The sequence below is a fragment of the Bacillus sp. 1021 genome, assembly GCF_014534735.1.
GTDB classification, from domain to species: Bacteria; Bacillota; Bacilli; order Bacillales; family Bacillaceae; genus Bacillus; species Bacillus siamensis.
Map to the genome: position 1 here is coordinate 543,004 of NZ_JACVSR010000001.1, position 25,034 is coordinate 568,037.

Consider the following 25,034-nt stretch of genomic DNA (forward strand, 5'->3'; position numbering starts at 1 on the left):
GAGGGCTGTTTTTATTGTGCAAGCACATGCTGCATAGGCTTGATAATATCCTCTTTTTTCTTTACCGCGCCTTCAATCTTCATGACGACATGCCGGTGATTGACTACCATCAGTGCCGGGAATGTGTTGATTTCTTCTTCCCAGCCCTTTCTGTTGTCATAAACTTTCATTTGATCAACATGATGGGGGTATTTCTTTTCTAAATCAAGAATCGCATCGTAGTAAGGAACTTCTTTATCTATATGATTTTCATCGGAAAAAAACAAGATTTGAGTGTGATGAATGCTGTCGATCCGGTTATTTTTGAACGGACTGACAGTAGAAACCGAACAGCTTGACAGAACGAACAGCATCAAAAAAAAGGGAATCACCGTACGGTAGCGCATCTATCTTACTCCTCTGTTTTATATAATATATTGGTTCATCCATTTATAAGGACTATATCAAGTGTATCACGATAGGTGAAAAACCTAAGGCTTGTTACTTAATTGTTATATAATTGAAACCGTTTTTAATGAAGAAATAATACGTGTGACAACTTGTGAAGCTGATGTGTAAAAAAGGCACATTATTTTTCGTGAGAGCGTTGTTTTTTCGTTATACTGTGGGCAAAACCATATCAGGAGGGATTGTCATGTATAAAGCCGCTGCCGCCGTTATATGGATGTGCTTGCTCGTCGGCTGCCAATCAACTGAAAAAACGCAAACAAATAAACAACCCCATTCTCAAGCTGCGGTCAATCATGCTAAACAGGAAAACACTCATACAAAAGAGGAAAAACAGAAGGCAGAGCCCCGTTACTATATCAATCCGAAAACCTTTGCCGTGGAAAAACTGGATGACCAGAAAGACAAAAAACCGATTGCATTGTTAACGATAGATGATGCACCCGATCAGCATGCCGCTGAGATTGCGGACAAACTGCATGATCTCCATGCGTCAGCGATCTTTTTTGTGAACGGCCAATTTTTGAAAAAAGATGAAAATAAGAAAGCGCTTCAGCATATTCATGAGTTAGGCTTTATGATCGGAAATCATACAATGACTCATCAAAATTTAAAAGACCTTTCCGAACAAAAACAACGGGAAGAAATCATCGGCGTCAATAAAGCCGTTGAAAAGATAACCGGGGAGAAACCGGCGTTTTTCAGGGCGCCTTTCGGAAGCAATACGGACTACAGTGACAAACTTATAAAACAAGAAGGTATGGTGAAAATGAACTGGACCTTCGGCTACGATTGGGATCAGAAATATCAATCCAAAAAAGCGCTTACCGATATCACGCTGAGCAGCCCTTATCTGCGGGACGGCGCCAACATATTGATGCATGACCGGAAGTGGACGGCCGAAGCCATGCCGGACATTGTAAAAGGATTGCGTACTAAAGGATATACCGTGATTGATCCTCGAGCTATAAAAAGACCGTAAAAAATAAATGTGTTATACAATTTATCGGTTGACATATTAAATGTGACATAATAATATAATAACAACAAGTAAGAATTAAGCGTTTTCAAATTCTGAGAAATGGGGAATGAGAGATGGGTACGATTGTTTGCCAAGACTGTAACGAAGCGATTCATTACTTTGAGGATGAGAAGGTAACGACGTTATACGGAACATGCTGCGGACAATGCCGGTGTCATCTTGAAGAAGAGTAAAAAGTGTAAAAAAGCCCGAAACGATTTCGTTTCGGGCTTCTTTATCTTTATTGGATGGCTTTTTGTTCTTTGATGACTCTGATCATTTCAAGCGTCGCGTCTTCCGGACCCTGCACGGGAAGGCCGGCGTCCAGGTTTTTGAAAATGTAGCTGATGTTTTCTTCAGTAATGATTTCGCCCGGAATAAAGATCGGAATTCCCGGTGGATACACCATGACAAACTCTGCAATGATCCGTCCTGCGGATTCTTTTAACGGAATGACTTCCGTATTTGCGTAAAACGCGTCTCTTGGCGTCATCGCTAACAGAGGAATTTCAGGAAGCAGAACTTCCGTTTGCTGATGAGCATATTCATTGGCAGCAGCCTGCTTTGAAATGTCTGTAAGCGCGTTTACAAGGCGGTCGGCATCTCCTGCTCTGTCTCCGGGAGTGAAAATACATAATATGTTATACAAATCGGACAGCTCGACTTCGATATTATATGATTCGCGCAACCATTTTTCAATGTCATGCCCGGTCAGGCCGAGGTTTTTGACCGAAATGATTAATTTAGTCGGATCATAACTGAAGGCGGCCTTAGATCCTGTGATTTCTTCGCCGACACAGCGGATGCCTTCAATTTGATTGAGGCGTTCCCGTGTCTGATTTGCCAGCAGAATCGTATCTTCAAGAAGGCCGCGGCCTTCTGTAGCGAGCCGCTTTCTTGCGACATCCAGTGAAGCGAGAAGCAGATAGGATGTTGATGTTGTCGTCAGCATGCTTAAAATCGACTGCACTCTTTCTTTGGACACAAGGCCTTCTCTCACATTTAAAATGGAGCTCTGCGTCAGAGAGCCGCCTAATTTGTGCACGCTTGTGGCTGCCATATCAGCGCCCGCCTGCATGGCGGACAAAGGAAGCTTATCATGAAAATGAATATGCACGCCGTGCGCTTCATCGACAAGAACAGGCACATTGAAAGAATGCGCGAGCTTGACGATGCTGCTCAGGTCAGCCGCCACACCGAAATACGTCGGATTGATGACAAGCAGACCTTTTGCGTCAGGGTGCTCAGTCAAAGCCCGCTCGGCAGACTCAAGCGTGATGCCGTGAGAAATCCCGAGCTCATCGTCAATTTCCGGGTGTATAAAAATCGGCACCGCTCCGGAAAATACAATGGCCGTCATAATGGATTTATGAACGTTTCTTGGGATGATGATTTTATCTCCGGGTCCGCATACGGCCATGACCATCGTCATAATGGCGCCGCTCGTCCCTTGTACGGAAAAGAAGGTGTGGTCTGCGCCGAATGCTTCTGCGGCCAGGTCCTGCGCTTCTTTAATGATGCCCTTTGGCGCATGTAAATCATCCAAAGGTTCAATATTAATTAAATCTATGCTTAACGCGTTTTCTCCGATAAATTGTCTGAATTCCGGATCCATTCCCGCGCCTTTTTTATGGCCCGGAATGTGGAATTGGACAGGCTGTCTGTCCGCGTGCTTTTTCAGTCCGCTGTACAGGGGTGTTTCATGTTGCGGCAATTGTTTTCCCACCTTTATCATAATACCTACGGATTAGTTTGTATTACATTCAGTATGATTACCCGTTTTTTAAACGTAAAACAAATGAATTATATTATGAACTTGAAAGAAAGTAAAGAACAATTTATGATCTATGGAAGATGCTTATTTTGAGCATGATTATAAAGGAGTGAAGACATTTGGAATATCAATATCCGATGAATGAAGACTGGACGACAGAGGAGGCCGTGGATGTCATTGCGTTTTTTCAGCAGGTGGAAAACGCCTATGAAAAAGGAACTGACCGCAACAGACTTCTGGATGCGTACCGCCGCTTTAAAGAAATCGTTCCCGGAAAGGCGGAGGAAAAGAAAATCTGCAGCCAATTTGAAGCGGACAGCAGCTATTCCCCGTATCGGACTGTGAAAGAGGCGAAACAATCAGATCAAGCGGTTATCAAAATGTAAACAAAGCGAGCCGGAAACCGGCCCGCTTTTTTATGTTATGAGACTTTCTGAGTCAGCGTGTATAAAAAGGAAAGCTTCTTAAAAGTATCTTCAATGGTTTGCAGGAATTCATTGTTGTTCATGTTGATCACGTCTTCTTTTTGCAGCTGAATGCCGCACAAAAGCTCTGCTTTCTTTACGGTCTGCAGACGTTCAAATAGTGTTTTCAGCTGTTCCCGATCCATCTCCGACTGCTTGTACGCACCTGGCTTCGTATGATCCGGCGACCATACAAAATGACCGGGAATCTGTTTTGTGATTTCCTCCTGCTTCGCTTCCAGCAATCTGCCGTATTCCTCTTTTATCGGAGACTCATAAATGATGGCAAACCATACAAACATATGGGTATCCCATAGTCCGATCTGGAAGTGGGGGAGCTTCTTATAGCCGCGTTTGCTGTTTGCAAAGGCAACCCAGCTGTCAGCCGGCGGGTTGACAGATCTTCTCGCGTGCTTGGCGACATGAGGGAACATTTCATCTCCGGTTAATGCCGACAATGTCGGTGCGAAATGTTCTCCTAAAAGAGACAGCTTCGGACGCACTTGTTCTTTTAACACCTCCATGCGCGGATCTAATCCTTCTATTGTAAATGTGTCAAAGTCTTCTTTTGTAAAACGCATCTGAGTCATCTTTTTCCTCCTTATCGTAAGTATTCATATTTTACCACAGCCCCTGCCGGCCGCAAAAACATTGAGAACGTTTGAGTGGAGAGGAGTGGTGGTAAAAAATGAATAGGTAAACACACAATTTTAAGAATGTTGTTACAGCCGAATATAAGTTTCCATAGGATATAAGAAGTATCATTAATAATGAATTGGAAAATGGGATGCTTTTTTAACAAATGATCTCTGGAAGGGGCGAAAGACAATGAGGCAAGTGGTGAAGGAAGGATTCAGGGAGGAAAAAAATAACCGTGTAGCTGTCTGGAGACTAGAGGTTGATTATGAATTGGCAACCCTTTATGAGGCCATGCAAAAAGAGAATGAAGATCAAATCGATCTCAGTAAAAGAAAACTGGAACGTCTCAGAAAAGAATGGATTCGTCTTAACGGATAAAGAATAGTAAAAACGAACCGCAGGAAATGGTTCGTTTTTACGTGAGAAGGCATTTTTTTCATTTTCCTTGCTTTTTAATTGTTTTTATCAGTATGCTATAGAGTAAGCTATACATAGAAAAGAGGTACACGGTATGACAAATTGGACGGAAATTGATGATATCGCAAAACAATGGGTAAAAGAAGCCGGAACGAGAATCAGACAATCCATGCAGGAAAGCTTGACGATTGAAACAAAATCAAATCCGAATGATTTAGTCACAAATATGGATAAAGAGACGGAACGCTTTTTCATTGACCGTATACAGGGAACTTTTCCCGGACACCGCATCCTCGGCGAAGAAGGGCAGGGAGATAAGCTCCGCTCCCTGGACGGAATCGTTTGGATCATTGATCCGATTGACGGGACGATGAATTTTGTCCATCAAAAGCGGCATTTCGCAATCTCCATCGGTATTTTTGAAGACGGAAAAGGCAAAATCGGCTTAATTTATGATGTGATGCAGGACGAGCTGTATCATGCATTCAGCGGAAAAGGGGCATATCTGAACGACACGCCGCTTGCTCCTTTAAAAGAGGTTTCTATTGAAGAATCGATTATTGCAATCAATGCCACATGGGTGACGGAAAACAGAAGAATCGACCCGAGTATTTTGGCGCCGCTCGTAAAACGGGTAAGAGGAACGCGTTCCTACGGCTCGGCGGCACTTGAGCTGGCCAGTGTTGCGGCCGGCCGCATTGACGCATACATCACAATGAGGCTCGCGCCGTGGGATTACGCTGCCGGCTGCGTGCTGCTGAACGAAGTCGGCGGCATTTACACGACAACAGACGGCGAACCGTTTACGTTTTTAGATAACCACAGCGTGCTTGCGGGAAATCCGGCGATACATAAAATCATCTTTGACGACTATTTACATGCTGACAGATAGGGAGTTTGAAGAAGAAGATCTGGAATTTCTGGAGCAGCTGGCGGCGGCACACCCGGTGTGGAGAGCCGAAGAATTCGGAACAAAAAATGGGGCGGAGTTTATGCTTGCATACTCCATGTACAATGGAACGTGGCTCATATGGGAGCTTGACGGCGCTCCTGCCGCCGTCAGCTTTCACTTAGAATGGGCGCCCTCAAACGGAAAACCGTGGCTCGGGACTGTGGCCGTCGCTCCAGAGGCAAAAGAGAAAGGCATCGGTCGGGCGGTCATTGAAGAGATTGCCGGCCGGCTGAGAGCGGAGCATAAAGCGATGTTTGCAGCCGTTCCCCTGGACAGGCAGGAATGGTTGCTGTTTTTAAGCAAATGCGGTTTTGAACAGCTGAAGCTTGAAAAAGACGATCGGGAAAAGACATATATGATCATGGTAAAGCCATTGTGAAATGTATCAGATATAAAAAAGAGACCGGACACCCGGTCTCTTTTCTAGTTTACAAGCCGACTGAATTCCAGGCCGCTTCTACACTTGCAGCATCCTGAGAGCCGTAAAGGTCCCGCGCTGATTGAATCAAAGCTGCTTTTGCATCTTTAAAGGTTGATGACGGAGTGAGGTATACCGTCAGGGCGCGATAGTAAATCTGCTCTGCTTTGTTCACGCCGATTTTTGTAATCGTATTGTAAGCGGCTTTGTTCGGAATTCCGCTGTTTGTATGCACGCCGCCGTAGTCGCCTGCATCAGTGTTCGGAAGGTTTTTGTAATTTTTGTAGTTGTCAGGCTGTCCGTATTTTGTCGGATTTGATAAGCTGCGGAGAGCCGGCTGGCTGACCGTAATATCTTCACCGATATCCCAGTCCTCAGTATCGTTGAAGTACCCGAATACATCAGAGAAGGATTCATTTAAAGCGCCCGGCTGATTTTCATAGTTCAGGTTGGCTGTTTCCTGTGTAACGCCATGTGTCATTTCATGGGCCGTTACGTCCATTGAACCGGAAAGAGGCGAGAAGAATGAACCGTCACCGTCTCCGTAAATCATTTGGTCGCCGATCCAGGCTGCGTTATTGTATCTGCTGCCGTAATGAACGGAGGATACGATCTTGCCGCCTCTATTGTCGTAGCTGTTGCGTTTAAACTTCTGATAGAAATAATCATACACTTTGCCGAGGTTGTAATGCGCATCAACGGCAGCGCGCTGAGAAGAAGTTGTAAACTGGTTTGTGGTGCTGGATACGAGTGTGCCCGGCAGGTTATACTCGCGGTTTTGCAGATCGTACGTAATAATTTGTGTTCCGGTAGGTTTAGAAAGATCGCGCAGCACATATTTGCCGCTTTCAGAAGAAATATTTAATGAGACCGTTTTTCCTTTAAGAGTCGTACCTGTTCCGGTTGCAGCCGCATGTTCCACTTTGTTTTGCTTTTTCAGGATTTTCCCAGTTTCTGCATCAACGGTTACTTCCCAGTTTGCAGGTTCCGGTTCGATATAGCGGATCGTTACATCATAGGCGAGGCGGTATTTTCCGTCTTTTGTAGCTGCTGCTTTGAGCTCGGCTTTATTTTTGTTTGCGACGTTTCCGTTAGAAACGGCTTCAGGTGATTTGCCGATTGCTTTAAAAGCATGGTCCAGCGCCTGATTTGCAGATAATTTTTTGCTGTTTGCCGTTTTGGCAGAAGCATCGTTGTTTAATTCACCGTTAATCGCATAGACGTTGTTGGATTTATCAACGTGAATAATGACTTGAGAGTCTTTCACAGGCACACCGTTCACGACAGGCACATAACGGAAGTGTTTATAGCCGAGATCATCGGTTGTTTGGTCAATCAGCTTCAGCCTTTCAGAAGGATTGCCTTTAAAGACTTTGCCGTTTTGTTTCAAATATTGCTTGATTGCATTGTCACTGACAGAAGGCAATTCAGATTGCACCAAAGAATGCTTCGGCACAAAATTTGTCATGTTTTCTTTAAGCTGAGGATTCTCAGCGGCCTGAACACCCGGCAGACTGATCGTTAAACCTATAAAAGAAGCGGCGACAGCAACAGACAATTTCTTACCTAAACCCACAATAAATCCCCCTTTTTGAAAATAATGAAAACTTATATTGTTATAATAAACCAGCAATCTCTCATTCTGCAATATAAAACTAGACTCCGCAGCTGAATTGATAGAATCGTCCCGTACAGGCTCCTGGGAGGCGGTGTCAGGGGATAAGCCGAGAGGCACGTGTCGGAATAGACATGAGTCGAATGACGCGATTTCTTCTGAAAAAAATGACAGATGAAGACGGGAAAAATGATAGGGGAAAAATGTTAGGATCTTTAAAACTTTTTTTAATGCCGGTTGTCTAAACGGGTGAGGCCTTAATAAACGTAAAGGATTGTTACAGATGTCAGAGATTTTCAGTCATTTTATTCAGCATTTCGACAGATATTTCTTCATCAATTGGTACAGACGGGACAGAAAATACCAATTTTCAGATATCACCTTGAATGAAGGGCTTCAGCAAACAATATATGAACTGCCGGAGCATTACGTTGACCGGACAGACACAAAGAACGCGCTGGCCGGGCAGATCAGCGCCTGAAAAATGATCAGCAGACCGTTTTAATTTTAAGGGAATTTCAAGAGCTGTCATACGAAGAGATTGCTGATATTTTGGGTTGGAGCCTGCCGAAGGTGAAGAGCACCTTATACAGGGCGAGAATGCAGCTGAAACAGCATTTGGCGGAAAAAAGGAAGGACGGACACATATGACTTGCTGTTTAGTGAGAGATTTACTCCCTTTATATATTGAAGGCGATTGTGAAACAGAAACAGAGCGGTATATTTCCCGCCATCTTGATACATGCGGTGAGTGCAAAAGGGTATATCATATGATGAAGGAGCCGCTTGACTTTGGCGAAGCTGAGATGAAGGCGCCAGACGGTTATGAAGACGAGGAGAGGCGGTTTCAGGAAAGATATTACGGGAGGCTGCTGACAAATGCCGCCTGTATGTTCGGAGCTGTATTTCTCATCATGCTTGCGCTTAAACTGCTGAATTAAAAAAACGCCCGGCTGGATGACCGGGCGTTTTTTTCGTTTACTCAGCCGGGTGAAAGGCTGTATAAATGCTTTCAAGTAATTCCTGCGGCAGTGAATTAAAGAATCCGGCACACAGCTTCGCTTCTTTTTTACCTGCACCTGCTTTTTCAGCAAGCTCCTGATCAAACGTATACACGCCGTCTTCTTCAACCAGAGCAGATTGAAGAATATGAAGACTCTGGGAGAAAGCGGTGAACAGCTGATCAACGATAAGAGCTTCTTTTTCCGTAAAGCCGAGCTCCACTGCTTTTTCTTTATTAAATGTATATTCGCCGTCCGTTTTCTCGATACATTGGGAAAGGACCGTTAAAAATTCCGTTGAGCTGTCCCACAGCTTTTGAATGGTCTGTGCGGCTTCTTTATCTAATCCCAATTCAACCGCTTTTTCACCGTCAAAATAATAGACGCCGTCTTTTTCGTAAATGGACTGGCTGATGATGTCTAAAAGCTTTGCCGCATCTCCCGGTGTTTTCTCGGCAAAAGCCTGCAAGACAGGCGATTCATTTGCCTGAATTGTTTTTGCACCGGCAGACTCAAGCGGACTGAATGCAAGCAAGGCGGCTGAAGCAGTTGCAGCGGCGGTTACAGCGGTTTTCTTCAAAAAAGATGTTTTCATTTTGTTCTCTCCTTGTCATGTGTATTTGCTTACAGCCACAAGTATAAAAATCCAGTGATGGAATTGAAATAGGAAGTTTGGTATTTTCTTCATAACAATACCGGACTAATTCCGGCTGCCTTTTCTGAGGGACTCTGCTGTTGTCACTAGGATGCATGCTGCTGTTTCCGGCTTCTTGACTAGGCGGCGGGGGAGATAAGCCTTACATACCACCGGTTTTGAGGATGCAAAAAAGCCTGAATTTTTCATTCAGGCTTCATACAATATTGTGCTTTTCATGTTTACGGAATTTTGCAAAGGGTCATGCTTTTAATCAAGCAGTCCCTGTTCGCGCATTTTTTTCTTTACAGTGAAACCGCTTCCCATCATGGCGATAACGAGAACAATGCTTCCGATGACACCCCATGCGCTTTTCTCAGCGATTGATACGCCGATCAGCATCATGCTGAAGACTGCTGCGAATGCAAATAATAATAAGAGCCAATTCAATTTTTTCATATTTCCATCCCCTTTAACGTCATACTTTCAGTTTACAGAAAAACGTGACGCTTTTAAAGAGGATGTGTGGTATAATATGAAAGTTATCTAATTTTTTTAGGAGATGAAAATGTGAAACTTCGAAACGATCTTCGCAATATCGCGATTATTGCCCACGTTGACCATGGGAAAACGACTTTGGTAGACCAATTGCTTCACCAAGCCGGAACATTCCGTGCCAACGAAAATATTGCCGAACGCGCAATGGATTCAAACGATCTTGAACGTGAACGCGGTATTACAATTCTCGCGAAAAATACTGCGATTAACTATAAAGATACACGCATTAATATTTTGGACACTCCGGGACACGCCGACTTCGGCGGAGAGGTTGAACGGATTATGAAAATGGTTGACGGCGTTTTGTTAGTCGTTGACGCATATGAAGGCTGCATGCCGCAAACCCGTTTCGTACTGAAGAAAGCCCTTGAGCAGAACTTAAATCCGGTTGTCGTCGTAAACAAAATCGACCGTGATTTCGCCCGCCCTGAAGAAGTTATCGATGAAGTGCTTGATCTGTTCATCGAGCTGGATGCAAACGAAGAACAGCTTGAGTTCCCTGTCGTCTACGCTTCTGCGATTAACGGAACGGCAAGTCTTGATCCGAAAAAGCAGGACGAAAACATGGAATCACTGTATGAAACGATTCTTGAACATGTCCCTGCGCCGGTTGATAACGCCGAAGAGCCTCTTCAATTCCAAGTGGCGCTTCTTGATTACAATGACTATGTCGGCCGTATCGGTATCGGACGCGTTTTCCGCGGCACGATGAAAGTCGGCCAGCAGGTTTCATTGATGAAACTTGACGGAACGGTCAAATCATTCCGTGTAACGAAAATCTTCGGTTTCCAAGGATTGAAACGCGTGGAAATTGAAGAAGCGAGAGCGGGAGACCTCGTTGCCGTTTCCGGTATGGAAGACATCAACGTCGGTGAAACGGTTTGTCCGGCTGACCACCATGAGCCGCTGCCGGTTCTGCGTATTGATGAGCCTACGCTTCAAATGACATTTGTCGTAAACAACAGCCCGTTTGCAGGCCGTGAAGGCAAATATGTCACAGCCCGTAAAATCGAAGAGCGTCTGAACGCACAGCTTCAAACAGACGTCAGTCTTCGTGTCGAACCGACGGCATCGCCTGACGCATGGGTTGTTTCAGGACGCGGTGAGCTTCACCTGTCTATTTTAATTGAAAACATGCGCCGCGAAGGCTATGAGCTTCAAGTGTCTAAACCTGAAGTTATCATTAAGGAAATCGACGGTGTAAGCTGCGAGCCTGTTGAGCGCGTGCAGATTGACGTGCCTGAAGAGCATACCGGTTCTGTTATGGAATCAATGGGTGCGAGAAAAGGCGAAATGCTCGATATGATTAATAACGGAAACGGCCAGGTCCGCCTGATCTTTACCGTACCTTCACGCGGGCTCATCGGCTATTCTACTGAGTTTCTGTCACTGACACGCGGTTTCGGTATCCTGAACCACACGTTTGACAGCTATCAGCCGATGCAAAAAGGCCAAGTCGGAGGCCGCCGTCAGGGTGTGCTCGTTTCCATGGAAAATGGAAAAGCGACATCTTACGGAATTCAAGGTATTGAAGACCGCGGCGTCATCTTCGTTGAGCCGGGCACAGAAGTATATGAAGGCATGATTGTCGGCGAACATAACCGTGACAATGACCTTGTCGTCAATGTCAGCAAAATGAAACAGCAGACAAACGTCCGTTCCGCAACGAAGGATCAAACGACTACGATTAAGAAAGCGCGCATTATGTCGCTTGAAGAATCACTCGAGTACTTAAACGATGATGAATACTGTGAAGTAACACCGGAATCCATCCGTTTAAGAAAGAAAATCCTGAACAAAAACGAACGTGAAAAAGCGGCGAAAAAGAAAAAAACAGCAGGAATGTCTTAATCACTTGCAGAATTTGAAAAGATAGAACCCGAACGGAAAAGGGGAGGGGATCTTTTTGAATGAAGTAAGTGAACGGCTGTCGTTCTTTGCTGCGCTTTACCAAGTGGATGAGCATCCGCTGACGGGAATGTGGCTGTTATACGGAACGATCGTCGTGCTCTCGGTGATTGTATTTAGACTCGGCTTTGCCAAAAGGCTGCCGGTTTTAAAGGCTGCGGCAGTTTATCTCTTTCTCGTGCTCGGCTGCACCGTGCTGACTTTTTTCGGTGTGTTTCTGCCGGTCGGAGAAGGGCTTGTTGTCGCCGCCTTGATTTTGATCATTTACAAAATCCGTCTGCATCAGTCCAAAAAAAGCCAGTCAGCTAAACCGCAATAAAAAAATGACCTTGCCTTTCGGCGGGTCATTTTTTTATTGGTTTATTTTTTCACTTTATCTTTTTTCGTTTTTTGCCCTGGATGAAAGGAGAAGTGTCCGGTATTCAGCCGCGCCTCTGTTTTGACTTTGATTCGGTCATGGCATTCCTGGCACATATATGTATGAATCGGACGGTTGCGGAGGCGTTTGGCTGTCAGTGTTTCATCATCAATTTGTTCAATTTTGTCGCAAATGGAACATTTAACTCTCATTGATTTTTCACCTCTTTCACTATGACAAGCATTATATCATGGATGACCCGCCTGCCAAAGGGAAAGAAAGCAGCGCCCTTCCTTTGTAGCGGGCGCTGCTTTTTACCGGCGGTTATTCATGTGATGATCCGATTGATCATTCTGCTCGTTTTGCAGCTTGTTCTGATCTCTTTGATTCAGCTGGTCATCATTCGATTTAGTCGGTGATTCTTTTTCATTGTCGGTCACATCATTCGGAACTTCCGGCATGACACGTCCGACGATTGCGGCGAGTTCGTCCAAAATGCCTGAAACCGGACGTCCGGCCTTAATATCGCTGCCCATGCCTCTCAGGCGGGAGACTGTATCAGGATCAGCGACGACAACGGCATTGGCGCCGTAAGGATCGTTTTTTAATGCTTGGGCAACGGTGTATTTAATGCTTTCCACTTTGCTCCGTTCTAAATTGTCATCCACATCGATTCCGACGACTGAGTAGCGCCCGAGTACGACCGCGGTGGCGTCTGTAATGCCTGGGATTTTTTCAGTCACTTCGACTAGATGCTTTGCAATGTCTGTCCGGCCGGGATTCGCAGCTGTTTCAGGAGCTGTATCACTCACATGAATCGGTTTTGCTCCGCCCTGATCGGTTGATTCGTTTTGGATATTGCTGCGTCCGCGGCTATCCTGTACAGCTGTGCAGCCGGTCAGAATAAATAAAGCTTGTATGATAATGAAAAGAATTCGCACGTCAGATTCCCTCCTTAATGCTTTCATTTCTTTTATTGTTGAATTAACCTTCTATCTTTATTCACCAAATCATATATTTTAGCAGGCATCCCCGTTTTTTACGAAAAGAGAAGCACACGCTGGGCTTTGATCCTTATTTTTCAGGAGGCTGAGACTTGAGTAAAATTTATGTGTTAGATACGAATGTACTTTTGCAGGATCCTAACGCCATTTTTTCTTTTGAAGAAAACGAAGTTGTCATCCCCGCCGTCGTGCTGGAAGAGGTCGATTCAAAAAAGCGGTATATGGACGAGGTCGGGAGGAATGCGAGGCACGTATCTAAGCTGATAGACGGGCTCAGGGAGAAAGGAAGGCTGCACGAAAAGGTTCCGCTTGAAAGCGGAGGAACGCTCAGAATTGAACTGAACCACCGGTCATTTCATCAGCTTCAGGAAATTTTTATCGAAAAAACGAATGATAACCGCATTTTGGCGGTGGCAAAAAATTTAAGCCTTGAGGAGGAAACGAAAGAAAACGGCCGCCCCGTCATTCTGGTCAGCAAGGATGTGCTGGTCAGGGTAAAGGCGGATGCCATCGGGCTTTTGGCGGAGGATTTTTTAAACGACAGAGTCGTTGACCATGATGAGATATACAGTGGGTACAAAGATATATTTATGAATAAAGAGCGGTTTGACTCGTTTTATAAAAACAAACAAATTTCAGTCAAGGAGCTTCAGCAGCATCAGGTTTATCCGAATCAATTTGTGCTGATGAAAGATGAATTAGGAGGATCTTCTTCTGCGGTCGGCATGACAGATAAGAAAGGGGAGACCGTAAAAAGACTCGTCTTTGATGATGAGCACGTATGGGGCATCAGGCCGAAAAACGTCCAGCAGACAATGGCGCTTGAACTCCTGCTGAGAGAAGATATCCCGCTTGTCACCCTGATCGGAAAAGCGGGAACGGGAAAAACTTTGCTAGCTCTCGCAGCGGGGCTTCTGCAGACTGAGGATCTCGGTATTTATAAAAAACTGATCGTCGCACGTCCCATCGTCCCGGTGGGCAAGGATATCGGATATTTGCCGGGTGAAAAAGAGGAGAAGCTCAAGCCGTGGATGCAGCCGATCTTTGATAATCTTGAATTTTTGTTCAATGCGAAAAAGCCGGGTGAACTTGAAGCGATTTTAGCGGGCATCGGATCAATTCAGGTTGAGGCGCTGACATACATTCGGGGAAGAAGCATTCCGGATCAGTTTATTATTATCGATGAGGCTCAGAATTTGACGAGGCACGAGGTCAAGACGCTTTTGACACGGGTGGGAGAAGGCAGCAAAATTGTCCTGATGGGTGACCCGGAGCAAATAGATCACCCATATTTAGACAGTTTAAATAACGGACTTGCTTATGTCGTAGAGCGGTTTAAAGGACAAACCGTCTCCGGCAGCGTGAAGCTTATGAAAGGCGAAAGATCCGGCCTTGCACAGCTTGCGGCCGATTTGTTATAGAACTTCGATTTCTGTGACGCCTGTTATCGGTTTTTCAAAGTTTCCGTTCACGTAAAAATGGACCGGACCGCCGTCTTGAAGAGGCTTCCCTGACTCACAGAAATGGGCGATTGCGTCCATCGCCTTTTCAAGCGGCACCTCGGTTCTTTCAGATCCTGAAATAAATACGCAAAGGACAGCGCTTTCTTTCGGCTCGGCATTTGCTAAGACAGCACCGAGCTTCATGGCGAAACTGCCGTTCATTAATCTTTCTTTTTCAAAACGTTTTTCGCTTTTTAAAGTCGGCGGCGAAATGCGCCCTTCTCTGATCACCCGTTCCGGATCGAGTGTATGCTCCTTAGTTTCTGCCGAGCCGTCTGAGTGAACGGGCTGATTGTTTTCAAACGGAAACTTGCGGTCATCGAAAATCCAGACACTCGGATCAATTGTAATCGGGTATGTAACATTGCCTTTAACTTGAATAACGCTCATGGTGAAGCCCCCCTTTACTTAAAGTATAAAAGTTTTCGCATGAATTGTCACTTTGCGTCGCAAATTAGACGTAACCAACGGCAGCAAAGTGAGGGGATCGAAATGGTATGCCGGCATTACCAGGAGCTGGACGCACTCGTTCAAGAAGCGAAAAAAAAGACCGGAGAAGGCAAAGTGGCAGACTATATTCCGGCTTTGGCAGAATCGAGGCAAGACAGCCTTTCAGTCACGATTTATCATGCGGAAAATACATGTCTGACGGCAGGAGACGCCGACCGGACATTTACGCTGCAGAGCATTTCGAAGGTGCTTTCTCTGGCGCTCGTCCTGATGGATTACGGAAAGGAAAAGATATTCAGCTGCGTAGGGCAGGAGCCGACCGGCGACCCGTTTAATTCCATTGTGAAGCTTGAGACGGTGAACCCGGGCAAGCCTTTAAATCCGATGATTAATGCGGGCGCTCTCGTCGTTACAAGTTTTATTAAAGGGCATACGCCGAAAGACCGTCTGGATTATCTGCTCGGATTTATCAGAAGGCTTGCGAATAATCAGGAAATTACATATTGCAGACATGTCGCAGCATCAGAATTCGGTTCCTCCATGATCAATCGGGCAATGTGTTATTACATGAAGCAGTATGACATTTTTAAAGGCGATGTTGAAGAGGTCATGGATTTGTATACAAAGCAGTGCGCGATTAAGATGAGCAGTCTGGATTTAGCCAAAATCGGCTGCGTATTCGCACTTGACGGCAAGCATCCGGAGACCGGGGAACAGGTCATAAAAAAAGATGTGGCGAGAATCTGCAAGACGTTTATGGTGACATGCGGCATGTACAATGCGAGCGGGGAATTCGCGATCAAGGTCGGCATTCCCGCCAAAAGCGGGGTTTCGGGAGGAATCATGGGCATTTCGCCATACAATTTCGGAATCGGTATATTCGGCCCGGCGCTTGATGAAAAAGGCAACAGCATCGCGGGTGTGAAGCTTCTGGAAATCATGTCTGAGAAATACAGGCTGAGTATTTTTTGAAACACTTTTTATCATGACATCTGCTTAAATCCTCTTGCAATTTCACCTGATACCCTTTATGATAAATAGAAGAATTAGGTACTCGCCTGGGGAACGGAGGGATACTTTTGGCTTCAGAGATTATAGTTGACCATCAGCAGAAAGCATTCGAACTGTTGAAGTCAGATGCTGAGAAGATTTTGAAGCTGATCCGAGTACAAATGGATAACTTAACGATGCCTCAATGTCCTCTGTACGAAGAGGTCTTGGATACTCAGATGTTCGGACTGTCGAGGGAAATCGATTTTGCTGTCCGCCTGGGATTAGTTGATGAAAACGACGGAAAAGAGCTGCTGGACAGACTTGAAAGAGAACTGTCTGCACTGCATGACGCGTTTACAGGAAAATAAATGATCAAACTCAAACTATTCAACGGTTTGGGTTTTTTTATAACCGTAAACCGTTTTTTTGCATCTTCTTTTCGTGAGACGGTCTATTAATCTGCATTTCATCCGAAAAACTATAAAGAAACTGCGTAAATTGTTTATGAATTATAGTAAAATATAATACGCAATAGGTATTAAACGTAAGCTTTAAGCAGGAAAGAGGATGTTATGTTTAAAAGAATGTTAAAATCTTACGATTATTCATTGATAAGCGCTATTATTCTGCTGTGCAGTTTCGGATTGGTAATGGTATACAGTTCAAGTATGATTACCGCCGTTATGCGTTACGGCGTGAGCAGCGACTATTTTTTTAAACGGCAGCTGTTCGCCGTCATTGCAGGGCTCGTGCTGTTTATCATCGCGGCCGTTTTCCCGTACAAAGTGCTCGCCCATCAGAAGGTCCAGAAAATATTACTGCTTGCGTCAGTGGCTGCGCTTTGCGCGCTGTTTGTTTTCGGACATGTTGCCGGAAACGCGCAAAGCTGGTTTAAAATCGGCGGAATGGCCATTCAGCCGGGGGAATTTGTCAAGCTGACCCTGATTCTGTATCTTGCCGCGGTGTACGCGAAAAAACAAAGCTATATCGATCAGCTTTTGACAGGAGTTGCTCCGCCGGTGATCGTCACCGTAGTCATTTGTGCGCTTATCGCCATTCAGCCTGACTTCGGAACGGCGATGATTATCGGTCTGATCGCGTTTTGCGTCATTATGTGTTCGGGATTCAGCGGAAAGACGCTGCTCAGGCTGGTGATCATGGCGGGAATCGTATTACTTCTTGTCAGCCCGATCATTTATTTGAAATGGGACGATATTTTAACGCCTGGGCGCATGAGCCGGTTTGAAAGCCTTGAAAACCCGTTTAAATATGCCGGCACATCAGGCCTGCAGATTATAAATTCGTATTATGCGATCGGCTCAGGCGGTTTTTTCGGCCTCGGTCTCGGAGAAAGCATTCAAAAATACGGATATCTGCCGGAATCGCATACAGACTTTATCATGGCGGTTATTTCAGAGGAGCTCGGCATTTTCGGCGTCCTGTTCGTCATTGTGCTGCTTGCTTTTGTTGTGTTAAAAGGTTTTTATATTGCGAGAAAATGTGAAGATCCGTTCGGCAGTCTCCTGGCAATCGGGATATCCAGTATGATTGCGATTCAGACCTTCATCAATCTCGGCGGTGTCAGCGGTTTAATTCCCATTACGGGTGTTCCGCTGCCGTTTATCAGCTACGGAGGCTCATCCATGTTTTTATTATTGACGAGCGCCGGTATATTGGTGAACGTCAGTATGCATGTCAAGTACTCAGAAAAGAAGAAAAAGAGGGAACCCGTTCCGTCTAAGGGGGTAAAAAGACGGCAGACGGAAAAATCTGTGTATCTGTAAAAAACAAATGTATACACAGGACGGATATTCCTTTATTATAAACTACATATTTACTAGGCCAAGGGGGAGAGAAATTTGTCACAACAATCCATCCAAAAAGTGTTAGTAGCAAACAGGGGAGAAATTGCGATCCGGATTTTCCGGGCGTGCACAGAATTGAACATCAGAACGGTAGCCGTTTATTCAAAAGAAGATTCGGGTTCCTACCACCGCTATAAAGCGGATGAAGCCTATCTTGTCGGAGAAGGCAAAAAACCGATAGACGCGTATCTTGATATTGAAGGGATTATTGAGATTGCGAAAAGAAACGGCGTTGACGCCATCCATCCGGGTTACGGATTTCTGTCTGAAAATATCCAATTTGCGAGACGCTGTGAAGAAGAGGGCATCGTATTTATCGGACCGACGTCAGCGCATTTGGATATGTTCGGAGATAAGGTCAAGGCCAGAGAGCAGGCTGAAAAAGCCGGCATCCCCGTTATCCCGGGGAGTGACGGGCCTGCTGAAACATTAAAAGATGTCGAACAATTCGCAAAAGTTCACGGGTATCCGTTTATTATTAAAGCGTCGCTCGGAGGCGGCGGCCGGGGGATGAGAATCGTCAGAAGCGAGGGCGAATTGAAAGATTCGTTTGAGCGGGCTAAATCAGAAGCGAAAGCCGCATTCGGAAACGACGAAGTGTATGTTGAAAAACTGATCGAAAATCCTAAGCATATTGAAGTTCAGGTGATCGGAGATAAAGAAGGCAATGTCGTCCATCTGTATGAGCGGGACTGTTCCGTTCAGAGACGCCATCAAAAGGTCATTGAGGTGGCGCCGAGTGTATCCTTACAGCCTGAATTAAGGGACGAGATCTGTGAAGCGGCTGTCGCCCTTGCGAAAAATGTCGGCTATATCAACGCGGGAACCGTGGAATTTCTCGTAGCGGATGGTGAGTTTTACTTTATTGAAGTGAATCCCCGCGTACAAGTGGAGCATACGATTACGGAAATGATTACGGGGGTTGATATCGTACAGACGCAGATTCTCGTTGCGCAGGGCCACGGACTCCACAGCCGTGCCGTCAATATTCCTCAGCAAAAAGACATTTTTACAATCGGGTATGCGATACAATCACGTGTGACCACTGAAGATCCGCTGAATGACTTTATGCCTGACACGGGTAAAATTATGGCTTACCGCTCAGGCGGCGGCTTCGGCGTCCGTCTTGATACAGGGAACAGCTTCCAGGGCGCGGTTATCACGCCTTATTACGATTCACTGCTCGTCAAACTGTCGACATGGGCGCTGACGTTTGAGCAGGCATCGGCAAAAATGGTCCGCAACCTGCAGGAATTCAGAATCAGGGGCATTAAGACCAATATCCCGTTTCTTGAAAACGTGGCAAAGCATGAAAAATTCCTGACCGGGCAATATGATACATCGTTTATCGACACAACGCCCGAACTGTTTGTTTTTCCTAAACAGAAGGACCGCGGAACAAAAATGCTTTCTTACATCGGCAATGTAACGGTAAACGGTTTTCCGGGAATCGGGAAAAAAGAAAAACCTGCGTTTGATAAGCCTCAGGCTATTACGTTAGGTATCGGAGAAAAGCCGGTAAACGGCACGAAACAGATTCTCGATGAAAGAGGCGCTGAAGGGCTTGCTGACTGGGTGAAAGAGCAAAAGTCCGTACTCCTGACTGATACAACGTTCAGGGATGCCCACCAGTCTCTGCTTGCGACCAGAATCAGAACAAATGATTTGAAAAAAATCGCGAACCCCACGGCTGTCCTGTGGCCTGAACTGTTCAGCCTTGAAATGTGGGGAGGCGCGACATTTGATGTAGCGTACCGTTTCTTAAAAGAAGATCCTTGGAAACGCCTTGAAGATCTCCGCAAGGAAGTGCCGAACACATTGTTCCAGATGCTGCTTCGTTCATCAAATGCCGTCGGTTATACCAACTATCCGGACAATGTCATCCAAAAATTTGTCCGGCAGTCAGCAGAGTCAGGTATTGATGTATTCCGGATCTTTGACAGCCTGAACTGGGTGAAAGGGATGACGCTGGCCATCGATGCCGTCCGTGAAACCGGAAAAGTGGCAGAGGCTGCGATTTGTTATACGGGAGATATTCTTGATAAGAGCCGGACGAAGTATGATTTGAAATATTATCTTTCCATGGCGAAAGAACTTGAGGCATCTGGTGCGCACATTCTCGGCATTAAAGACATGGCAGGTCTTTTGAAACCGCAGGCCGCATATGAACTTGTCTCCGCGCTGAAGGAAACGATTGATATTCCCGTTCATCTTCACACGCATGACACGAGCGGCAACGGCGTCTTTCTCTATGCCAAAGCTGTTGAAGCGGGTGTGGATATCGTGGATGTCGCCGTCAGCTCAATGGCGGGGCTGACTTCACAGCCGAGCGCAAGCGGATTTTACCATGCGCTTGAAGGGAACAGCCGCCGTCCTGAAATGGATGTCCGGCAGGTTGAAAGACTGTCACAATACTGGGAATCTGTCCGTCAATATTACAGTGAATTTGAAAGCGGGATGAAGTCTCCGCACACTGAGATTTATAATCACGAGATGCCGGGCGGGCAGTACAGCAATTTGCAGCAGCAGGCAAAAGGCGTCGGCCTGGGTGACCGCTGGAATGAGGTGAAAGAGATGTACAGCGTCGTCAACCGCATGTTCGGCGACGTCGTTAAAGTAACACCTTCTTCCAAAGTCGTCGGAGATATGGCGCTTTACATGGTGCAAAACAATTTAACAGAACAAGATGTTTATGATAAAGGCGAAACGCTTGATTTTCCGGATTCTGTCGTTGAGCTTTTTAAAGGGCAGATCGGCCAGCCGCACGGCGGATTTCCGGAAAAACTGCAAAAGCTCGTGCTGAAAGGGCAGACGCCGATTACGGTAAGACCCGGTGAGCTGCTCGAACCGGTATCTTTCGAAGGCATTAAAGAAGAATGGAAAGAAACGCATCAGATGGAATTGAGTGACCAGGACGCAATCGCGTATGCGCTTTATCCGAAGGTTTTCACTGAATATGTACAAACGGCTGAACGCTTCGGTGATATTTCCGTATTGGACACACCGACTTTCTTCTACGGCATGACGCTCGGTGAAGAAATCGAAGTGGAAATCGAGCGCGGAAAAACGCTGATCGTGAAACTTGTATCTATCGGTGAACCGCAGCCGGACGCGACACGGGTCGTTTATTTCGAATTGAACGGCCAGCCGCGTGAGGTAGTCATTAAAGATGAAAGCATTAAATCGTCCGTACAGGAAAAATTAAAAGCCGATCGGACAAACCCAAGCCACATTGCAGCATCAATGCCGGGAACAGTTATTAAATTGTTAACTGAAACCGGCGCGAAGGTGAACAAGGGCGATCATCTGATGATTAATGAAGCGATGAAAATGGAGACGACGGTGCAGGCGCCGTTCTCCGGGACGATTCAGCAGATCCATGTGAAAAACGGAGAACCGATTCAGACAGGCGATTTACTGATCGAGATTGAAAAAGCGTAAAAGAATGAACATTAAAAAACCTGATCCATGTGCGATCAGGTTTTTTGTATGTAAAAAGACCGAAGCTCTGATGCTTCGGTCTTTTCATGCGCCTCAAATGTTCCGCTGTTTTGATTCATAACGGAAGCGGGCGATTAATAATAAGAAATAGCATAGGACGCCGAACAGCCCGGCAATAAAGAGTGAATGGGCAAGTGCAAAACCGGTGGCCATTTCTGAATAAACAACCATGATTCCGGAGAGCGCCTGTAATAAAACAAAGACAAGAGCCGCCGTCCAGCCACCAAGAATCTGTTTTTGGTCTTTGTAGGAGCGCACCGCATGCACGAAAGCGATAAGGATCCATATGAACAGAAGCAGCGCTGCCGTTCTGTGGCCCATCTGCACCCACTCCTGAAATTGGGATGGAAGCCCGTGGTTCAGTCTGCTGCAAAGCGGAACATCAGGACAGGCAAGGCTTGATTGCGTATGGCGCACATAAGCCCCCGTATAAACGACGATATACGTGTAAATCGAAAGGCCGATCATATGAAACTGCATTTTCCTGCCGATTCTGAGCGGCTTGACGAGCTTTTTGTCTGATTTATCCGCTTCAAATATGAGCAGCGTCAAAATCAGAACAGAAGCGAAAGAAATGAGCGATATGCCGAAATGAAGCGCCATAACGAGCGCATTTGATCCGAAAACAACCGCTAATGCGCCGAGAAGCGCCTGTAAAAATAAAAAGATAATGGACATAATGGCGAGAAAGGTTGTTTCACGGAAAACAGGCGTGACTTTTCTCCATGCCCAAAACGCGAGGCTCAGCACGAGAACGATTGAGACACCGCTTGCGAGTCTGTGGCTCCATTCAATGATAGAAGCGGCATTAAGCTCCGGGAAAAAGCGGCCGTGGCAAAGCGGCCACTGTCTTCCGCATCCTAGACCCGACCCTGTCTTTGTGACAAGAGCGCCGCCGATCAGCACGACGAGCATGACGAATGTCGTCAGCACACCGAGTGCTTTTAAAGCTTTATTCATTTTACATTCACCTTCTTAACAAACTGGACAAAATAATATACGTACCAAGTGTAAGCGAATATGTGTTTTGTGGCAATTCTCAATTCTGTTTGTTCACAAAAATATAATAGAATCAGGACTTCTTAGATAATGGGGTTGATTATTCCAGATGGGTCTGATAGAAATAAAGTAACCGCTTTATTATGCAATCGGCGGATGTGGTAAAATTCATAAAACGTTCACAAATAAATTCCTGTTTCTCGTTTAATATTTAAGAGGATGTTTTTTTACAGGTCATTATCTTGTATGATAGAGTTGCAGGTCTTAAAAAACCTGCTTTAGGTTTGTAAGGGAGGTTTACGTTATGGCTAATTCCAGAATTTTAAACGATACAGCTATAGACGGACAGATTGAAGAGACGACGGCATGGAAGGATTTCCTTTCGCTTATTAAAATAGGAATCGTCAATTCGAATTTAATTACGACTTTTACCGGCATGTGGCTTGCGTTACATATATCCGGTCTGAGTTTTTTAGGCAATTTAAACACCGTGCTTCTTACATTAATAGGATCTTCACTGATCATCGCCGGTTCTTGTGCGGTTAATAACTATTATGACCGTGATATTGATCATTTAATGGAACGCACGAAAGTAAGACCGACGGTTACCGGAAAGATTCAGCCGAATCAAGCGCTGTGGTCAGGAATTTTACTCATTGCTTTAGGACTTATCATGCTTTTAATGACCACCGTAATGGCGGCAGTCATCGGTTTTATCGGGGTGTTTACGTACGTTGTTCTTTATACAATGTGGACGAAACGCCGCTATACGATTAATACGGTTGTCGGAAGTGTATCGGGCGCTGTTCCGCCGTTAATCGGCTGGACAGCGGTTGAAGGGCACATCGGTGTTGTCGCATGGGTATTATTCATGATTTTATTCATCTGGCAGATTCCGCACTTTTTAGCGCTTGCGATTAAGAAGACGGAAGATTACAGAGCAGCGAACATTCCGATGCTTCCGGTAGTGCACGGCTTTGAGGTGACGAAAAGACAGATTATCGTCTGGGTCGCATGCCTGCTGCCGCTTCCGTTTTTCCTCGGCAGTCTCGGTCTTCCGATCGTCATTCTCGGCACTCTGCTGAATATAGGATGGCTTGTTCTCGGATTGATGGGTTTCCGTATGAAAAACATTATGAAGTGGGCAACTCTTATGTTTGTCTATTCGCTTAATTACATGACCATTTATTTCGTAGCAATGGTGGTCTTCACGCTGTTTTAATTGAATAATGAGCTTGTTTGATCGCCAAAACAAACAATGACAACTAGTAAACGCCGCCTTGACCTTTTGTTTAATCAGGCGGCTTTGCTTTTATACATAGATGGAATTTTAAGTAAAAAATCTCATATTTTAAGAAATGAGGAAATGAAGTATTTCAGCTGGAAGCAGATTTACTGCTCGTGCATTTTGTACTGATTCAAAAAAGGGGTTGGGTGAAATGTTAAAGCGTTGGCGTCTTTTATCATTATTAGCCTTAGTGCCGCTTTTATTGAGCGGCTGTGGAAAACCGTTTCTGTCCACACTCAAGCCTGCCGGCGAAGTGGCTGATAAACAGTATGATCTGACGGTGCTCAGCACACTTATCATGGTTGTCGTCGTTGCGGTCGTAGCAGTTATTTTCTTTTACGTCATTGTGAGATTCAGACGGTCGCGTGTAGGGGAAGACACGATACCGAAACAGGTGGAGGGGAACCGTTTTTTAGAAATCACCTGGACCGTTATTCCGATCCTGCTTCTGATTATTCTTGTCATCCCGGTTGTCATCCAGACACTGGCGCTGGCGGATACGTCGCCGATGGATAAGAAAAACCGTAAAGCAGAGGATGCGCTCGTGATTAATGTAAGGGCGAATTTATACTGGTGGGAATTCGAGTATCCTGATTACGGGTTTGTGACCAGTCAGGAGCTGATCGTTCCCACAGATGAACGCGTTTATTTCAAGCTGAAGTCCTCAGATGTGAAACACTCTTTCTGGATTCCGTCAGCCGGGGGAAAAATCGATACGAATACGGATAACGACAATACTTTCTTTCTGACCTTCGATTCTAAACGCAGCAAAGAAGCGGGCAAATATTTCTTCGGGAAATGCGCGGAGCTGTGCGGACCTTCACATGCGCTGATGGATTTCAAAGTGAAACCGCTGCCGTCAAAAGAATTTAAACAATGGACGAAAGCGATGAAAAATTATAAGCATACAACAGATTCCGATTTAGCCGCGCAAGGAGAAGAGCTGTTTAAGGAAAAAAACTGCCTGAGCTGTCATGCGGTTGAGCCTAATGATAAGCGGGCTGAAGCAGCAAGAACGGCTCCGAACCTGGCTACCTTCGGCGAACGTGTCAAAGTGGCCGGCATCAAGGATGCGAATAAAGAGAACATAAAAGCTTGGCTGAAAGATCCGGACAGCATTAAACCGGGCAATAAGATGACAGGCACTTATCCGAAGCTTTCGGACTCTGAAACGGATGCGCTGTATGAATATTTAAAAGGGCTGAAAGCGGAGAACAAGTGAGGAC

26 protein-coding genes and 1 pseudogene are annotated in these 25,034 nt (G+C 45.5%); 17 read left to right on the forward strand and 10 right to left on the reverse strand.

From position 1 onward, the window contains the following. Positions 1 to 11 precede the first annotated feature (11 nt). A complete protein-coding gene (locus ICW23_RS02970) occupies positions 12 to 386 on the reverse strand; it encodes a hypothetical protein (protein ID WP_016936259.1) in 375 nt (124 codons plus the stop codon). 248 nt (positions 387 to 634) lie between these two features. Here ICW23_RS02970 and ICW23_RS02975 point away from each other — a divergent pair, with 248 nt between their 5' ends. Together ICW23_RS02975 and ICW23_RS02980 are read left to right on the forward strand one after the other, a co-directional pair. Then, positions 635 to 1,429, forward strand: a complete 795-nt coding sequence (locus tag ICW23_RS02975) for a polysaccharide deacetylase family protein (RefSeq protein WP_016936258.1) — start codon at positions 635 to 637, stop codon at positions 1,427 to 1,429. Between the two features lie 113 nt (positions 1,430 to 1,542). Next, on the forward strand, positions 1,543 to 1,662 hold the full coding sequence (locus ICW23_RS02980) for a GapA-binding peptide SR1P (protein ID WP_076982563.1): 120 nt from the start codon (positions 1,543 to 1,545) through the stop codon (positions 1,660 to 1,662). 47 nt (positions 1,663 to 1,709) lie between these two features. Here ICW23_RS02980 and ICW23_RS02985 read toward each other — a convergent pair whose 3' ends face one another. After that, positions 1,710 to 3,182: an aminotransferase class I/II-fold pyridoxal phosphate-dependent enzyme gene (locus ICW23_RS02985; protein ID WP_045926937.1), complete on the reverse strand. Its 1,473-nt coding sequence runs from the start codon at positions 3,180 to 3,182 to the stop codon at positions 1,710 to 1,712. A 179-nt stretch (positions 3,183 to 3,361) separates the two neighbouring features. Here ICW23_RS02985 and ICW23_RS02990 point away from each other — a divergent pair, with 179 nt between their 5' ends. Next, the gene (locus ICW23_RS02990) at positions 3,362 to 3,628 is read left to right on the forward strand and encodes a UPF0223 family protein (RefSeq protein ID WP_016936256.1); all 267 of its coding nucleotides are present in this window, start codon (positions 3,362 to 3,364) and stop codon (positions 3,626 to 3,628) included. A 35-nt stretch (positions 3,629 to 3,663) separates the two neighbouring features. On the opposite strand, the gene ICW23_RS02995 is transcribed toward ICW23_RS02990, so the two are convergent. Next, positions 3,664 to 4,296 (reverse strand): DUF1054 domain-containing protein, encoded by a 633-nt coding sequence (locus tag ICW23_RS02995; protein WP_188154017.1) that lies wholly within the window; start codon positions 4,294 to 4,296, stop codon positions 3,664 to 3,666. A 238-nt stretch (positions 4,297 to 4,534) separates the two neighbouring features. Here ICW23_RS02995 and ICW23_RS03000 point away from each other — a divergent pair, with 238 nt between their 5' ends. From ICW23_RS03000 to ICW23_RS03010, 3 genes are all read left to right on the forward strand, one after another. Then, positions 4,535 to 4,723 (forward strand): hypothetical protein, encoded by a 189-nt coding sequence (locus tag ICW23_RS03000; RefSeq protein ID WP_003154513.1) that lies wholly within the window; start codon positions 4,535 to 4,537, stop codon positions 4,721 to 4,723. A gap of 133 nt (positions 4,724 to 4,856) precedes the next feature. After that, the gene (suhB, locus tag ICW23_RS03005) at positions 4,857 to 5,654 is read left to right on the forward strand and encodes an inositol-1-monophosphatase (RefSeq protein WP_016936254.1); all 798 of its coding nucleotides are present in this window, start codon (positions 4,857 to 4,859) and stop codon (positions 5,652 to 5,654) included. Next, complete coding sequence (locus ICW23_RS03010; protein WP_188154018.1) at positions 5,641 to 6,093, forward strand: GNAT family N-acetyltransferase; 453 nt, start codon at positions 5,641 to 5,643, stop codon at positions 6,091 to 6,093. Before suhB ends, ICW23_RS03010 begins: the two co-directional genes overlap by 14 nt. A gap of 49 nt (positions 6,094 to 6,142) precedes the next feature. Here the strand turns inward: ICW23_RS03010 and ICW23_RS03015 are convergent, their stop codons facing one another. Further along, positions 6,143 to 7,708: a M4 family metallopeptidase gene (locus tag ICW23_RS03015; RefSeq protein ID WP_188154019.1), complete on the reverse strand. Its 1,566-nt coding sequence runs from the start codon at positions 7,706 to 7,708 to the stop codon at positions 6,143 to 6,145. A 370-nt stretch (positions 7,709 to 8,078) separates the two neighbouring features. On the opposite strand from ICW23_RS03015, the pseudogene ICW23_RS19150 reads away from it, so the two are divergent. Next, positions 8,079 to 8,398 (forward strand): annotated as a pseudogene (locus ICW23_RS19150) (sigma-70 family RNA polymerase sigma factor); the annotation flags it as partial. Beyond that, complete coding sequence (locus ICW23_RS03025; RefSeq protein WP_045927171.1) at positions 8,395 to 8,688, forward strand: anti-sigma factor family protein; 294 nt, start codon at positions 8,395 to 8,397, stop codon at positions 8,686 to 8,688. The pseudogene ICW23_RS19150 and the gene ICW23_RS03025, both read left to right, overlap by 4 nt. 37 nt (positions 8,689 to 8,725) lie before the next feature. Here ICW23_RS03025 and ICW23_RS03030 read toward each other — a convergent pair whose 3' ends face one another. Both ICW23_RS03030 and ICW23_RS03035 read right to left on the reverse strand, forming a co-directional pair. Further along, positions 8,726 to 9,343 (reverse strand): hypothetical protein, encoded by a 618-nt coding sequence (locus tag ICW23_RS03030; protein WP_045927172.1) that lies wholly within the window; start codon positions 9,341 to 9,343, stop codon positions 8,726 to 8,728. Between the two features lie 309 nt (positions 9,344 to 9,652). Further along, entirely contained in the window at positions 9,653 to 9,841 is a 189-nt protein-coding gene (locus ICW23_RS03035; protein ID WP_016936245.1) for a YlaF family protein, read from the reverse strand. A gap of 111 nt (positions 9,842 to 9,952) precedes the next feature. Here ICW23_RS03035 and typA point away from each other — a divergent pair, with 111 nt between their 5' ends. Together typA and ICW23_RS03045 are read left to right on the forward strand one after the other, a co-directional pair. Continuing rightward, entirely contained in the window at positions 9,953 to 11,791 is a 1,839-nt protein-coding gene (gene typA, locus ICW23_RS03040) for a translational GTPase TypA (RefSeq protein WP_016936244.1), read from the forward strand. 55 nt (positions 11,792 to 11,846) lie between these two features. Beyond that, positions 11,847 to 12,167 carry a YlaH-like family protein gene (locus ICW23_RS03045; RefSeq protein ID WP_095240763.1) on the forward strand — a complete coding sequence of 107 codons (321 nt, stop codon included), beginning with the start codon at positions 11,847 to 11,849 and terminating at the stop codon, positions 12,165 to 12,167. Between the two features lie 41 nt (positions 12,168 to 12,208). Here the strand turns inward: ICW23_RS03045 and ICW23_RS03050 are convergent, their stop codons facing one another. Next, positions 12,209 to 12,418: a YlaI family protein gene (locus ICW23_RS03050; protein ID WP_016936243.1), complete on the reverse strand. Its 210-nt coding sequence runs from the start codon at positions 12,416 to 12,418 to the stop codon at positions 12,209 to 12,211. A gap of 102 nt (positions 12,419 to 12,520) precedes the next feature. Beyond that, on the reverse strand, positions 12,521 to 13,147 hold the full coding sequence (locus ICW23_RS03055) for a YhcN/YlaJ family sporulation lipoprotein (protein WP_016936242.1): 627 nt from the start codon (positions 13,145 to 13,147) through the stop codon (positions 12,521 to 12,523). A 155-nt stretch (positions 13,148 to 13,302) separates the two neighbouring features. Here ICW23_RS03055 and ICW23_RS03060 point away from each other — a divergent pair, with 155 nt between their 5' ends. Next, the gene (locus ICW23_RS03060; RefSeq protein WP_045927174.1) at positions 13,303 to 14,631 is read left to right on the forward strand and encodes a PhoH family protein; all 1,329 of its coding nucleotides are present in this window, start codon (positions 13,303 to 13,305) and stop codon (positions 14,629 to 14,631) included. Here ICW23_RS03060 and ICW23_RS03065 read toward each other — a convergent pair. Continuing rightward, positions 14,626 to 15,102 carry a hypothetical protein gene (locus ICW23_RS03065; RefSeq protein ID WP_016936240.1) on the reverse strand — a complete coding sequence of 159 codons (477 nt, stop codon included), beginning with the start codon at positions 15,100 to 15,102 and terminating at the stop codon, positions 14,626 to 14,628. The two genes, ICW23_RS03060 and ICW23_RS03065, sit on opposite strands and share 6 nt — an antisense overlap. Before the next feature lie 102 nt (positions 15,103 to 15,204). On the opposite strand from ICW23_RS03065, the gene glsA reads away from it, so the two are divergent. The 4 genes from glsA (at position 15,205) to pyc (ending at position 21,461) form a co-directional block, all read left to right on the forward strand. Beyond that, on the forward strand, positions 15,205 to 16,134 hold the full coding sequence (gene glsA, locus ICW23_RS03070; protein WP_188154020.1) for a glutaminase A: 930 nt from the start codon (positions 15,205 to 15,207) through the stop codon (positions 16,132 to 16,134). A 107-nt stretch (positions 16,135 to 16,241) separates the two neighbouring features. Next, entirely contained in the window at positions 16,242 to 16,523 is a 282-nt protein-coding gene (locus ICW23_RS03075; protein WP_016936238.1) for an Fpa/YlaN family protein, read from the forward strand. Positions 16,524 to 16,727: 204 nt separating this feature from the next. Continuing rightward, complete coding sequence (locus tag ICW23_RS03080) at positions 16,728 to 17,939, forward strand: FtsW/RodA/SpoVE family cell cycle protein (RefSeq protein WP_016936237.1); 1,212 nt, start codon at positions 16,728 to 16,730, stop codon at positions 17,937 to 17,939. A 75-nt stretch (positions 17,940 to 18,014) separates the two neighbouring features. After that, a complete protein-coding gene (gene pyc / locus ICW23_RS03085) occupies positions 18,015 to 21,461 on the forward strand; it encodes a pyruvate carboxylase (protein ID WP_188154021.1) in 3,447 nt (1,148 codons plus the stop codon). 93 nt (positions 21,462 to 21,554) lie between these two features. Here pyc and ctaA read toward each other — a convergent pair whose 3' ends face one another. Beyond that, positions 21,555 to 22,481 (reverse strand): heme A synthase CtaA, encoded by a 927-nt coding sequence (ctaA, locus tag ICW23_RS03090; RefSeq protein ID WP_188154022.1) that lies wholly within the window; start codon positions 22,479 to 22,481, stop codon positions 21,555 to 21,557. A 343-nt stretch (positions 22,482 to 22,824) separates the two neighbouring features. Between ctaA and cyoE the strand changes: the two genes are divergently transcribed. Both cyoE and coxB read left to right on the forward strand, forming a co-directional pair. Continuing rightward, on the forward strand, positions 22,825 to 23,742 hold the full coding sequence (gene cyoE, locus ICW23_RS03095; RefSeq protein WP_016936234.1) for a heme o synthase: 918 nt from the start codon (positions 22,825 to 22,827) through the stop codon (positions 23,740 to 23,742). A gap of 217 nt (positions 23,743 to 23,959) precedes the next feature. Beyond that, a complete protein-coding gene (gene coxB, locus ICW23_RS03100) occupies positions 23,960 to 25,030 on the forward strand; it encodes a cytochrome c oxidase subunit II (protein ID WP_016936233.1) in 1,071 nt (356 codons plus the stop codon). The last annotated feature ends 4 nt before the right edge of the window (positions 25,031 to 25,034 follow it).

Coding starts and splice junctions, on each gene's coding strand:
- ICW23_RS02975 (WP_016936258.1), top strand. CDS start 635: ATGTATAAAGCCGCTGCCGCCGTTATATGGATGTGCTTGCTCGTCGGC.
- ICW23_RS03050 (WP_016936243.1), bottom strand. CDS start 12,418: ATGAGAGTTAAATGTTCCATTTGCGACAAAATTGAACAAATTGATGAT.
- ICW23_RS03010 (WP_188154018.1), top strand. CDS start 5,641: ATGCTGACAGATAGGGAGTTTGAAGAAGAAGATCTGGAATTTCTGGAG.
- ICW23_RS03080 (WP_016936237.1), top strand. CDS start 16,728: ATGTTTAAAAGAATGTTAAAATCTTACGATTATTCATTGATAAGCGCT.
- ICW23_RS03030 (WP_045927172.1), bottom strand. CDS start 9,343: ATGAAAACATCTTTTTTGAAGAAAACCGCTGTAACCGCCGCTGCAACT.
- suhB (WP_016936254.1), top strand. CDS start 4,857: ATGACAAATTGGACGGAAATTGATGATATCGCAAAACAATGGGTAAAA.
- ICW23_RS03035 (WP_016936245.1), bottom strand. CDS start 9,841: ATGAAAAAATTGAATTGGCTCTTATTATTATTTGCATTCGCAGCAGTC.
- ICW23_RS02970 (WP_016936259.1), bottom strand. CDS start 386: ATGCGCTACCGTACGGTGATTCCCTTTTTTTTGATGCTGTTCGTTCTG.
- ICW23_RS03025 (WP_045927171.1), top strand. CDS start 8,395: ATGACTTGCTGTTTAGTGAGAGATTTACTCCCTTTATATATTGAAGGC.
- ICW23_RS02995 (WP_188154017.1), bottom strand. CDS start 4,296: ATGACTCAGATGCGTTTTACAAAAGAAGACTTTGACACATTTACAATA.
- ICW23_RS02980 (WP_076982563.1), top strand. CDS start 1,543: ATGGGTACGATTGTTTGCCAAGACTGTAACGAAGCGATTCATTACTTT.
- coxB (WP_016936233.1), top strand. CDS start 23,960: ATGTTAAAGCGTTGGCGTCTTTTATCATTATTAGCCTTAGTGCCGCTT.
- ICW23_RS03065 (WP_016936240.1), bottom strand. CDS start 15,102: ATGAGCGTTATTCAAGTTAAAGGCAATGTTACATACCCGATTACAATT.
- ICW23_RS03000 (WP_003154513.1), top strand. CDS start 4,535: ATGAGGCAAGTGGTGAAGGAAGGATTCAGGGAGGAAAAAAATAACCGT.
- glsA (WP_188154020.1), top strand. CDS start 15,205: ATGGTATGCCGGCATTACCAGGAGCTGGACGCACTCGTTCAAGAAGCG.
- cyoE (WP_016936234.1), top strand. CDS start 22,825: ATGGCTAATTCCAGAATTTTAAACGATACAGCTATAGACGGACAGATT.
- ctaA (WP_188154022.1), bottom strand. CDS start 22,481: ATGAATAAAGCTTTAAAAGCACTCGGTGTGCTGACGACATTCGTCATG.